This window comes from Endozoicomonas sp. GU-1 (assembly GCF_027366395.1).
Taxonomy (GTDB): Bacteria; Pseudomonadota; Gammaproteobacteria; order Pseudomonadales; family Endozoicomonadaceae; genus Endozoicomonas.
Genome location: NZ_CP114771.1, coordinates 2,602,661 through 2,615,833, shown reverse-complemented (window position 1 = coordinate 2,615,833; position 13,173 = coordinate 2,602,661). Strand labels below are relative to the sequence as shown.

Annotated in this window: 6 protein-coding genes; all 6 read left to right on the top strand. The window is 51.7% G+C overall.

The features are described 5' to 3' along the window. Positions 1–657: 657 nt before the first annotated feature. The 6 genes from gcvA (at position 658) to O3276_RS10740 (ending at position 13,146) form a co-directional block, all read left to right on the top strand. Positions 658–1,557 carry a transcriptional regulator GcvA gene (gene gcvA, locus O3276_RS10765; protein ID WP_269675622.1) on the top strand — a complete coding sequence of 300 codons (900 nt, stop codon included), beginning with the start codon at positions 658–660 and terminating at the stop codon, positions 1,555–1,557. A gap of 232 nt (positions 1,558–1,789) precedes the next feature. Further along, positions 1,790–4,282 (top strand): CoA transferase, encoded by a 2,493-nt coding sequence (locus O3276_RS10760; RefSeq protein ID WP_269675966.1) that lies wholly within the window; start codon positions 1,790–1,792, stop codon positions 4,280–4,282. 179 nt (positions 4,283–4,461) lie between these two features. Continuing rightward, a complete protein-coding gene (locus O3276_RS10755) occupies positions 4,462–6,783 on the top strand; it encodes an ankyrin repeat domain-containing protein (RefSeq protein ID WP_269675621.1) in 2,322 nt (773 codons plus the stop codon). 4 nt (positions 6,784–6,787) lie between these two features. Further along, the gene (locus tag O3276_RS10750; protein WP_269675620.1) at positions 6,788–9,262 is read left to right on the top strand and encodes an ankyrin repeat domain-containing protein; all 2,475 of its coding nucleotides are present in this window, start codon (positions 6,788–6,790) and stop codon (positions 9,260–9,262) included. Positions 9,263–9,266: 4 nt separating this feature from the next. After that, positions 9,267–11,858 (top strand): ankyrin repeat domain-containing protein, encoded by a 2,592-nt coding sequence (locus O3276_RS10745; protein WP_269675619.1) that lies wholly within the window; start codon positions 9,267–9,269, stop codon positions 11,856–11,858. Positions 11,859–11,862: 4 nt separating this feature from the next. Then, a complete protein-coding gene (locus tag O3276_RS10740) occupies positions 11,863–13,146 on the top strand; it encodes an ankyrin repeat domain-containing protein (protein WP_269675618.1) in 1,284 nt (427 codons plus the stop codon). Positions 13,147–13,173: the final 27 nt, after the last annotated feature.

Here is a 13,173-nt window from a genome sequence, read left to right as displayed (position 1 = left end):
GATCCCTCGGGAATGTCTTCATGCGCAATCACCTCTTCAGCACAAACAGGAGGGCATGGTGGTTGGGAGCGTTATCGAGTTGTTCAATCCGGGCCTGTTGCCGGGCAACCGCTCATGCAGCTGAACATTCTGGTCCTGCCATTGAGCAATATACTCAGGCAGGCTGGATGGTAAGTCTTCGGGAAGTGATATAAACATAGAGGTCAGGTTAGACGACAGGAAGTAATATTTCCTCATGTACCTGTTTTTGCGTACTAGCGACTTTTACGACATGGTATGATTTTCAGCAGCTTTCGGTTTGAAGACAATCAATAAAACTTATGGCAAAGGTATAAAATAATTTGTACGTGCTGCTTATTAAGTTATGTAATATTAAGTAGCTAACCATATGAAATCATATATTTCTGACTCCTTGTTCAGGCACTCTGCTTCGTTACAACTCCGGTCACATAGCTACGGCTATGCTCCCTCCGTTGTGCCTCGCATAGCACCTGCCCAAGTAGCCAGAAATATGTGATTCCATATGGCCAGCTACTTAAAAACAAAGCTAAAAATCTTGAAATAATAATTAAACATTTGTTTAAGTCGTTAACTTCCCTTTGATCTGGCCAGTTTGCAAGATGATTTCAAATGCTCAGGCACTTATACGGTGTTCTTATGAAAAAACGACTGCCGCCCTTAAACTGGATCAGGGCGTTTGAGGCCTCTGCCCGGCACTTGAGTTTTACTCATGCGGCTAACGAGCTAAACCTGACTCAGGCTGCCGTGAGCCAGCAGGTCAAGGGGCTGGAGAGCCAGTTGGGTTGTTTATTGTTTCGCCGGTTACCAAGGGGACTGGAGCTGACCGATGCCGGGGCCGCCTACCTGCCCGCTGTCCACGATTCTGTTGAACGCCTGACCGTTGCCACGGAAGAGATCTTTGGCCATGGTCGAACGAGCCTGCTGACCATTAAAGTGAATATGGTGTTTTTTATTAAGTGGTTAGCGCCGAGGCTGAAAAATTTTAGAAGGCAATACCCGGGTACTAACCTGCGTTTGACCAGCAATATCTGGGTGAATGAAGTTGAGCGGGAAAACAGCCTGGACAGCGATCTGGAAATTCGTTACGGCAAGGGCCATTGGCAGGGGATGACCAGCGACCGGTTAACCTGGGATGAGCTCTTTCCTGTGTGCAGTCCCGACTATCTGGCAAAATACCCGATTGACGAAGACACCTTTGATCTCTCTGAGCATATGTTGCTGCACGTGATGGGCTATGAAGAAGGTTGGGGACACTGGCTCAGTCAGGCCAATTATAAAGATATGAAGACCAGCCAGGGCTTTTATATGGACACGCTGGTATCGGCATTGGAGTTGGCGGTATTGGGGGAGGGTATTGCGCTTGGTCGCACCAGCCTGGTAAAGGATCTTATTGATTCAGGTAAGTTGGTTACCCCGTTTAAAACTAAAATTGCAACCGATGAAGCTTTTTATCTCGTTTACCCCAATTCTCATGTTAAACATCAGGATATCGAGGCATTTCGTACCTGGTTGCTCAGTGAAGTTCAACCAGGCTAGCCGCTATAAAAAAATTAAGATCAAAGACAATGTTTTTATTGCTGGTCACTTTTTGTCAAGCGTTTACTATGTCGGTGTTTAATAAATTTGAAGGGTAACTACTCAGTTTTCCAATGGGCTAATTAATTAATAACGACTTTTATGATAAACAAAATTATTACTTTTCACGTTTTTACGCTGGAGATTGAAAGTCAGAACTACTAATTAAATAGAGTGAGAAAACACATTGAGTATGAAAGCAAATCTACCATTAATCGGTATTCGGGTTATCGATTTTGGCCAGCAAATAGCCGGGCCTGCAGTCGCCATGATTCTGGCTGACCTGGGGGCAACGGTGATTCATATTGATCCGCCAACCGGACCACAATGGCAGAGTCCTGCCAATGCTGTTTTGAATCGGAACAAAACCACGGTAACTATTGATCTGAAATCCGATCAGGGTCTGGTACAGGCGTTAACCTTAATTGATCACGCTGATATTGTTTTGGAAAGTTTTCGTCCCGGTGTCTTAAAGCGTCTGGGAATTGATTTTGCGCAGTTGCGGCAAGCACGTCCTGAGCTGATCACAATTTCCATGCCGGGCTACGCCAGTAATGATCAATTGCGCCGTCAGTGGAAAGCAACAGAGGCTATTGTTGCCGCTAACTCTGGTGCTTTCACCGATATGGGCTTTAACCGGGTGTTGATGGGCGTGGATCCCAGTTTTTCTCCTTTGTCATTGTGCTCAGCCTATGCGACAACGCTGGCGGCCAGCTCGGTGGTGATGGCACTGTTCGCCCGGGAAAAACTCGGTGTTGGTGATCATATTGAAGTGCCGATTGTCGCAGCCTTAATGGAAGGGTTGTCGTACAACTCCATCGTTATTGAAGATTTGCCCAAACGCTACCTGACCATGCGCGAGCATGAAATCAGCCATCGCAAGGAAAACAATCTGCCGATGGATGTTAGCTACGACGATTTACAAGAGTACCTGGATCCCTTTTATCGCACTTACCAATGCAAAGACGGTCGCTTTTTCTACGTCGTTTGTCCATCCCATCGCAATCATGCCAAACGCTGTTTACAGGTGACGGGCTTATATGATGAGTTGTTGGCCGAAGGCTTACCTGAGGTGCACAATCTGCATTTACCGGTTGATGAGTGGGATGACGAAACCTCCATTGGCGTTTATCCACTGCCCAAGAAGTGGGCTGATATTATTTCAGCCAAAATGAAGCAGGTGTTTTTAACCAAAACGTCAGAAGAGTGGGGAGTTATCTTTGGTGAAGGGCAAATTCCGGGGGCACCGCATCGCACCACTCAGGAATGGGTGAACAGTGACCACTGTGCACAGGCGGGATTGATCGTTGAAGTGGATGATCCTGAATACGGAATGATGAAACAACCGGGGCCTATGGTCTGGCTGGAAGAATCGGCTGAACAAATGTTACAGCCAAGGGCCAGAGTCACGGTTGATTTTGAGGCAGCACTGGCTGAGCTTTCAGAGGTTAAAGCAACGTCCCGGCCCACTGGAGCGGCAACGGACAACCGCCAGGCCTGGCTGGCAGGGGTGAAAATACTCGACTTAACCAATGTCATTGCCGGCCCCCATTCTGCCGCCTTTTTAAGTCGCTTTGGTGCCGAAGTGATCAAATTGGATCCGGTGACACCGTTGTATGATCCACTGATTGGCACCGTGTACAGTTTTCAGGCCAATATTGGCAAAAAGAGTGCGTTGGTTGATATCAATACTGAGCAGGGACGGGATATTTTTCACCAGCTAGTTAGATCCGTTGACCTGGTGTTAATTAATGCCCCCGAGCGTCAGATAGTGCCTCTGGGCCTGGACGAAGCCAGCTTACAGGCCGTTAATCCGGGCGTGTTATTCTGTCGTTTAGACTGCCTGGGAGGACCAACCCGTGGACCCAAAACAGACTACATAGGCTACGACGACATTATTCAGGCAAATAGCGGCATTATGAGCCGTTTTGGTGGACCACAAACGCCAGAAGAACACGCGCACCTGGGCACTTTGGATGTTAATTGTGGTTTTGTGGGCGGTTTGGGGATGGCCTTAAGCCTTTATCACAAAATGCACACCGGGCGGCACAGCCGGGCGTGTACTTCGTTATCTGCGGCAACCAATCTGGCACAAATTAAATTTGCCTACGATTATCAGGGGCGTGCTCCGTTTGATGAAGCATCCGGGCGAGAAGCCCTGGGCAATCACGATTTATCGCATTTTTACACAACGAAAGACGGCAATTTATTTATTGATGCCAGCGAGCAGGAGTTGATCAAGCTTGAACGTGTTCCGGGCCTTGCTGGCATTAGTGAAGCAAAAAATAAGAAGGCCTTTTTGACCGAAGTTCTCTCCCGGGAAAGTGCCGATCATTGGGCGCAGGCGCTGCGGGAACAGGATATTGCCGCGGTGCGCTCAGTGGGGATCGCCGAGCTACGGGAGCGTTACACCCGCCCTGCCGATGGCAAAGTGGGAATTGACCTTGGCAGTTATGCGTTTTCCAGCTACCGCGATCACCCCAGTGGACACGCAGTGACTATTATTGATCACTACTCAATCAGGCCTTCACGGGCACAGATTATTGCGCAAACACCAACCGAGCGATTAGGCCGTTCGACTACTGAGATTGTTGCGGGTCTTGGCTATACCGATGAACAAATTGCCACCATGCTAAACGACAAAGTTATCGGTACTGGCTGGGGGAAAGAGTACTTGCCGAGTTGAGCATGAACGCTTGCCCGGTATTGTCACCAGAACAAAACACAGGCAACAGGCTTGCACAACGGGCCTTTTGAACTAGCCTCTATTCGTCATTTGTCTCTTAAAATGATGAAACGCCAGATTCAGGATCGAAAAGGCAGGTATCAACCTCCCCCTTTGGGATTTTCCAGCGACGGACAGACATGAGCCCAGATATCAGACAGTGTTTATTACCTTGGGATGATACTGATAATCCGGAGGAAGGGACCGGGAGTTCCAATGCACAGCCATCGCCTGCTATCCAGCAACCTGTTGCCAGCGCAGAAAATAGTTCAGATCGTGGGGTGGCTTCCCCAGGCAACGGGAGCTTACGTCTACTAACTTCTGATGTCGATTTGCGGGGCTTGGGCGATCAACTGGCAGCGGCAATCAGGAAGCAAGATCTGGCCGCCGTCAACGACCTGCTGAACCTGGTGCAGGATCTGGGGATTGACCCCAATCTCTGCGACCGGCAAGGCTACTACCCGCTTTATTGGGCCAGTCGCTGGGGCAGCGCTGACAGAATTCTCAAGACCCTGCTGGACAGGGGGGCGAACCCCAATCTTTGCAACATTGATCCGTGGAGTGGAAAAAAGAACATACCTCTGCTTTGTGCAGCCGAAAGCGGCAGTTATGAGGTCAGCAAGGTCTTGCTGGAATACGGAGCTGATCCGCAAGCCCGTGACGGCTCTGATTGGACGGCGCTGCACCGGGCCACATGGAAATTCGGCAAACAGAGCATCATGCTCATGAAGTGCCTGCTGGATCACGGTGCTGATATTAATGCCCGTAATCGTATGGGACGCACCCCGCTGTTCAATGCCGTCATTCGTGACGCTCTTCCGGCCGTTAACATCCTGCTGAGCGAAGGTGCCGATCCCAATATTCCTGATAATTACGATCGTACCGCGCTAGACAGTGCAGTCTTAGGCATGAGCACCAATATGGTTGACGACTTGCTGGCTCATGGTGCCAATCCTGATACGCCCGGCGGCAGCGACAGCGATGGGAGGAGCAACGCACTGTGCATGGCATTACGTAAGCAATACAGAGACGACATTGTGGATATGCTCTTTGCTTACGGTGCCAATCCCAACAGGGCGAGCAAAGAGGGCGATACCCCGCTGCATGTGGCGATAGAGAAAAGCAACGCAACCGGTGTTGACAAGCTGCTGGCCCACGGTGCCAATCCCAATATTCGCAACCAGTCAGGCCAGACCGCCCTGGAGGCGGCCCTCGTTACAGAGTCACCTCCGCGCATCATTGATGCCCTGCGTGAGCCCTTTAAACCGGTGTCGCTGCAGTTTTGTGCCCGACGCTGTATTCGTGCAACCCTGATGCGGACCCGGATGACCCCGAAAAAAAGACGGATAAAACCGCTGTCAAAAGAATCTCAACACCTGCTGTTAGCAGATCCTTTGACCAAATCAGTGTCTAACCCACTGACTTTGGCAGAAATGGACTCAAGCATCAGACAATGTTCACCTGACGCTGCCAATCCGGAGCAAACGGCTGTGGATCGCCATTTTGCCAGCGCAAAAAATATTTCAGCACATGGGGTGGCTTCCCCAGGCAACGGGAGTATGCATCTATCGACGTCTGATCTTGATTTGGTTGATCAACTGGTAGCAGCAACCAGTAATGGTGACCGGAAAACCGTGGACAACCTGCTGGACCTGCTGGAGGAGCGGGGGATTGACCCCAATCTCTGTGACCGGCAAGGCCACCACCCGCTCTATGGTATCAGTGACCGATTCAACAGAGTGGCAAATGTCATCAAGACCCTGCTTACCAGGGGGGTTGACCCCAATTTCGCCACTTTCGACCCATTGACTAATAGAGCGTACATACCTCTGCTTCTGGCCGCTGAAAATGGCAGTTATTTGATCAGCAAGGCTTTGCTGGATCACGGAGCTGACCTGCAAGCCCATGACTGTGGGTGGACGGTGCTGCACTTTGCCGCACGGCGGTTTAGCGAACAGAAAGTCATGCTCCTGAAGTGCCTGCTGGATAACGGTGCCGATATTAATGCCCGTAATCATGATGGGCACACACCGCTGTGCATTGCGGCCCTTGGTAAGGAACTGCTGAACGTTAACATCCTGCTGGGCGAAGGTGCCGATCCTAATATTCCTGATAAAGACGGTAAAACCGCACTGGACTATGCAGTCTTTAACAGGTGCGGCAACATGGTCGACGACTTGCTGGCCCATGGTGCCAATCCTGATATTCGCAACCCGTCAGGCCAGACCGCCCTGGAGGCTGCCCTCGCTACAGGAGCACCTGTGCACATCATTGACGCCCTGCGTGGGCCCTTTACACCCGGGGCGACGAAAGTTTGTGCCCGAAACTGTATGCCTGCAACCCGGGTGCAGCCACAGCTGACTCTGAAAAAAACTCGGGCAAAACCGCTGTCACTGGTAACTCAACGTTTGCCGTTGCCCAATACGTTGAAAAAATTTGTTTCTAACCCACTGACGTTTTAACGAAATGTTCTCAAGCATCAGACAATATTCATCTTCCCGGGAAGACAATGCCAATTGGGAGGAAACGGCCGAGGGTTCCCACGCACCGCCAGTACCTTCTCTCCAGCAACCCGTTGCCAGTGCAGAAAATAGTGCAGCACGTGGGGGTGCTTCCCCGGGCAATGGGAGCATGCATCCATCGACGTCTGGTCTCGATTTGGTTGATTTGGGCAATCAACTGGTAGCAGCAACCAGGGAGGGTGACCGCAAAGCCGTAGACAACCTGCTGAATCTGCTGGAGGAGCGGGGGATTGACCCTAATCTCTGCGACCAGCAAGGCCACCACCCGCTCTATTGGATCAGTTACCAATACAGCGGAGTGTCAAATGTCCTCAAGACCCTGTTGACCAGGGGGATTGACCCCAATTTCTCCACTATCGACCGGTTGTCTAATAAAAATTGCATACCTCTGCTTCTGGCTGCCGAACAGGGCAGTTATGAGATCAGCAAGGCCTTGCTGGACCACGGAGCGGATCCGCAAGTCCGTGACGGCGCTAATTGGACGGCGCTGCACTTTGCCGCACGGCATGTAAGCGAACAGAGCGTCATGCTCGTGAAGTGTCTGCTGGATCACGGTATCGATATTAATGCCCGTAATAATGTTGGGTACACCCCGCTGTGCATTGCTGTCCTTCGCAGGGAACTTCTGACCGTTAACATCCTGCTGGGCGAAGGAGCCGATCCCAATATTCCTGATATAGATGGTAAAACCGCGCTGGACCATGCAGTCTTTAACAGGTGCGCTAACATTGTCGACGACTTGCTGGCTCATGGTGCCAATCCTGATACGCCCGGCAGTATTCACAGCTACGGGGTGAGCAACTCACTTTGCGTGGCATTAAGCAGGCAATACACAGACGACATTGTGGATATGCTCCTTGAATACGGCGCCAACCCTGACAAGGCGAGCAAAAAGGGCTATACCCCGCTGCATCTGGCGATAAAGAAAAGCAACTCAACCTGTGTTGACATGCTGCTGGCCCATGGTGCCAATCCCAATATTCGCAATTCGTCTGGCCAGACCGCCCTGGAGTTTGCCTTGGTAAAAGGTTCACCTCCTCGCATCATTGATACCCTGCGTGAGCCCTTTAAACCCTTGTCGCTGCAGATTTGTACCCGAAACTGTATTCGTGCAACCCTGCTGCGGCCCCGGATGATCCTGAAAAAAACCTGGGCAAAACCGCGGTCAATAAAATCTCAACGCCTGTCGTTGTCAGATCCTTTGACAAAATTTGTGTCCAACCCGCTGGCTCTTAACGAAACGTACGCAAACATCAGACCCTGTTTATCCCGGGATGACACGGCCGATTCGGCGGCAACGGCCGAGGGTTGGCACGCACAGCCAGCACCTTCTCTCCAGCAACCCGTTGCCAGCGAAGGAAATATTTCAGCACGTGCGGTGGCTTCCCCGGGTAACGGGAACATACATCCATCGACGTCTGACCTCGATTTGGGTGATCAACTGGCAGTAGCAATCAGGAAAGGAAAGAAAGGTGATCTGTCAGCCCTCTACGATCTGCTGAACCTGCTGGAGGAGCAGGGAATCAATCCCAATCTCTGTGACCAGCAAGGCCGCTACCCGCTTTTCTGGTTCAGGGACTCCTACAGAGTGCACGAATGTCTCAAGACACTGCTGGACAGAGGGATTGACCCCAATGTCGCCACTATCGATCCGTTGACGAATGAAGAGTTCATACCTCTGCTTATGGCTGCCAAAAAAGGCAGTTATGATGTCTGCAAGGCCTTGCTGGATCACGAGGCTGATCCGCAAGTCCATGACCTCGCTCATTGGACGGCGCTGCACTGGGCCGGATCGGAACCAGACAATCAGACCGTCATGCTCCTGAAGTGCCTGCTGGATCACGGTGCCGATATTAATGCCCGTAATAGTATGGGACACACCCCGCTGTGCAATGCTGTCATTGGTGGCGTATGTTCACTTTTGACCGTTAACATCCTACTGGGCGAAGGTGCCGATCCCAATATTCCTGATAACGGCGGTAGTACCGCGCTGGATCATGCAGTCTTTAACGGGCGCACCAACATGGTTGACGATTTGCTGGCTCATGGTGCCAATCCCGACAAGGCGAGCCAAAAGGGCGAAACCCCGCTGCATCTGGCGATAAAGAAAAGCAACTCAACCTGTGTTGACATGCTGCTGGCCCATGGTGCCAATCCTGATATTCGCAACCCGTCAGGCCAGACCGCCCTGGAGGCTGCCCTCGCTACAGGGGCACCTGTGCACATCATTGATGCCCTGCGTGAGCCTTTTAAACCCGGGGTGACGAAAGTTTGTGCCCGAAACTGTATGCGTGCAACCCAGGTGCAGCCACAAATGACTCTGAAAAAAAACCGGGCAAAACCGCTGTCACTGGTAACTCAACGTTTGCCGTTGCCAATTACGTTGAAAAAATTTGTGTCCAACCCACTGACGTTTTAACGAAATGTTCTCAAGCATCAGACAATGTTCATCTTCCCGGGATGACACTGGCAATCCGGAGGAAACGGCCGAGGGTTTCCACGCTCAGCCAGTACCTTCTCTCCAGCAACCCGTTGCCAGTGCAGAAAATATTTCAGCACGAGCGGTGACATCCCCAGGCAACGGGAGCTTACATCCACTGACGTCTGATGTCGATTTGCGGGGCTTGGGCAATCAACTGGCCGCGGCAATCCTGAAACAAGACCTGCCAACCGTCAACAACCTGCTGAACCTGGTGCAGGATCTGGGGATTGACCCCAATCTCTGCGACCGGCAAGGCCTCTACCCACTCTATTGGGCCAGTGGCGTGGGCAAAGCTAACAGAATTCTCAAGACCCTGCTGGACAGGGGGGCGAACCCCAATCTCTGCAACATTGATCGGTGGAATAGAAAAGAGAACATACCTCTACTTTGTGCCGCCGATTGCGGCAGTTATGAGGTCAGCAAGGTCTTGCTGGAATACGGAGCTGATCCGCAAGCCCGTGACGGTTCTAATTGGACGGCGCTGCACTGGGCCACATGGGAATACAAGATACAAAGTGTCATGCTCCTGAAGTGCCTGCTGGATTACGGTGCTGATATTAATGCCCGTAGTCGTATGGGACGCACCCCGCTGAGCACTGCCATCGTTCGCGGCGAACTTCCGATCGTTAACACCCTGCTGAGCGAAGGTGCCGATCCCAATATTCCTGATAATGATGGTAGTACCGCGCTAGACTATGCAGTCTTTAAAGGGTACACCAACATGGTCGACGACTTGCTGGCTCACGGTGCCAATCCTGATACGCCCGGCGACATCCACAGCTTCGGGTGGAGCAACGCACTGTGCATAGCATTAAGTAAGCAATACACAGACGACATTGTGGATATGCTCCTTGCTTACGGTGCCAATCCCAACAAGGCGAGCAAAAAGGGCGATACCCCGCTGCATCTGGCGATAGAGAAAAGCAACTCAATCTGTGTTGACATGCTGCTGGCCCATGGAGCCAATCCCAATATTCTCAACCAGTCAGGCCAGACCGCCCTGGAGTTTGCCGCATTTGCAGGGTCACCTCCTCGCATCATTGATGCCCTGCGTGAGCCCTTTAAACCCGTGTCGCTGCAGATTTGTACCCGAAACTGTATTCGTGCAACCCTGATGCGGCCACAGATGACCCCGAAAAAAACTCGGGCAAAACCGCTGTCAATAAAATCTCAACGCCTGTCGTTGTCAGATCCTTTGACAAAATTTGTGTCCAACCCGCTGACTCTTAACAAAACGTACTCAAACATCAGACAATGTTTATCTCCCCGGGATGACACGGCCAATCCGGAGGCAACGGCCGAGGGTTGGCACGCACAGCCAGTACCTTCTCTCCAGCAGCCCGTTGCCAGCGCAGGAAATATTTCAGCACGTGCGGTGGCTTCCCCGGGTAACGGGAACATACATCCATCGACGTCTGATCTCGATTTGGGTGATTTGGGCGATCAACTGGCTGCAGCAATCAGGAAAGATGATCTGTCAGTTCTCAACGACCTGCTGAACCTGCTGGAGGAGCAGGGAATCGATCCCAATCTCTGCGACCAGCAAGGCCGCTACCCGCTTTTCTGGTTCAGGGACTCATACAGAGTGCACAAATGTCTCAAGACACTGCTGGACAGAGGGATTGACCCCAATGTCTCCACTATCGATCCATTGACTAATGAAGAGTTCATACCTCTGCTTCTGGCTGCCAAAAAAGGCAGTTATGAGGTCAGCAAGGCCTTGCTGGATCACGGGGCTGATCCGCAAGTCCATGACCTCGCTAATTGGACGGCGCTGCACTGGGCCACAGCGAAACCAGACCGTCAGACCGTCATGCTCCTGAAGTGCCTGCTGGATCACGGTGCCGATATTAATGCCCGTAATGGTATGGGGCGCACCCCGCTGTGCAATGCTGTCGTTCGTGACGAATTTTCACTTTCACTTTCGACCGTTAACACCCTACTGGGCGAAGGTGCCGATCCCAATATTCCTGATAATGACGGTAGTACCGCGCTGGACCATGCAGTCTTTAACGAGCGCACCAACATGGTTGACGATTTGCTGGCTCACGGTGCCAATCCTGATACGCCCGGTGACACCTCCAGCTGCGGGTGGAGTAACTCACTTTGCATGGCATTAAGTAAGCAAGATACAGACATTGTGGATATGCTCCTTGCTTACGGTGCCAATCCCAACAAGGCGAGCAAAAAGGGCGATACCCCGCTGCATCTGGCGATAGAGAAAAGCAACGCAACCTGTGTTGACACGCTGCTGGCCCATGGTGCCAATCCCAATATTCGCAACCAGTCAGGCCAGACCACCCTGGAGGTTGCCATAGTTACAGGTTCACCTTCTCGCATCATTGATACCCTGCGTGAGCCCTTTAAACCCAGGTCGCTGAAGGTTTGTGCCCGAAACTGTATTCGTGCAACTCTGATGCGGCCACAGATGACCCCGAAAAAAACTCGGGCAAAACCGCTGTCAATAGCATCTCAACGCCTGCCGTTGCCAGATTCTTTGACAAAATTTGTGTCCAACCCATTGACTCTTTAACGAAATGTTCTCAAGCATCAGACAATGTCTGTATCCCTGGATAGTAAATGATCGTCCGGAGGAAACAGCCGGGAATTTACCTGCAAAGCCTTTGCTGTCTCTGCAGCAGCCGGACACCTCAGCAGACAACAATCCAGGATTTGCCGCAGCTTCGCCAAGTGACCGAAGATTAACGCTTTCGGCGGACGACAGACTGGCATCAGTGGTCAGACATGGTGACCCGCCAGCCATCAACAACCAGCTGCTGGATGCTGCCTGGCATGGCAATTATGTTGCCGTCAAAGCCCTGCTGCACCGGGGAGCAGACCCGAAAACCTGTGACAGCGGCCACTTTACTGCGTTGCATTTTGCTACAAGGAACAGCAACGATCAGAGTGCGCTGCTCCTGAATTGCCTGCTGAATCACGGTGCCGACCTTAATGCCGTGACTGCACTGAACCGTACCCCGCTGCAATGTGCCGTTATCTGTGGCAATCTTTCGGCCGTAAGTACTCTGTTGGAGCACGGTGCTGACCCCGATATTCCAGACCAGTTCGGTTTTACCCCACTTAATAAAGCGGCGGAACAAGGGGCGTGCAAAATAGTTGACCAGTTGCTGGCTCACAGTGCCAACCCCGACACGTTTGGCGTCTGGACCTTGAACCCACTTTACAAGGCAGTATCCAAACAACACACCGATATTGTCCATACCCTGTTGAATCACGGTGCCAACCCCGATCCCGACCTGTGCAACAGCTCTGGCCGAACCACGTTGAACTGTCTGGTAGAAAATCTGCGTCCTGTTGCTGAAGTCAGGCTGATGCTGGCTAACGGTGCGAACCCCAATACTTGCAGCAATTCTGGCCAGACCACGCTGAATTTTGTGGTCAACAGAGATGATGGCTGCGCTGTCCAGCTGCTCAAGCTGTTACTGGCTAACGGCGCTGACCCCAATGCCCGTGGTGAAGATGGCGATACCCCGCTGCATCTGGGGATAGCAAATCAAAGCCCGGAATTGGTCAGGATTCTGGTGGATAATGGTGCCGATCCCGGTGTGCGTAACCAGCTGGGCTGGACAGCTCTGAAAAGTGCTGAAGCTGGAAGAGCTGACCCCGAAATCATCGATTCCCTGCGTAATCATATACCCGTTTATCAGCCCGGATCGCTGCAAGCCTGTGCCCGAACCTGTATTCGTCAACGCCTGGTGCAAAATCGGATATTGTTGGCAGAAGTGCTGTCAACAGACTCTGACTGTCTGCCACTGAAGGATTCCTTAAAAGCGTTTGTCTACCACCCGCTGCAAATTTAACCGGTGTTTTTCAAGGATGATGTTTGA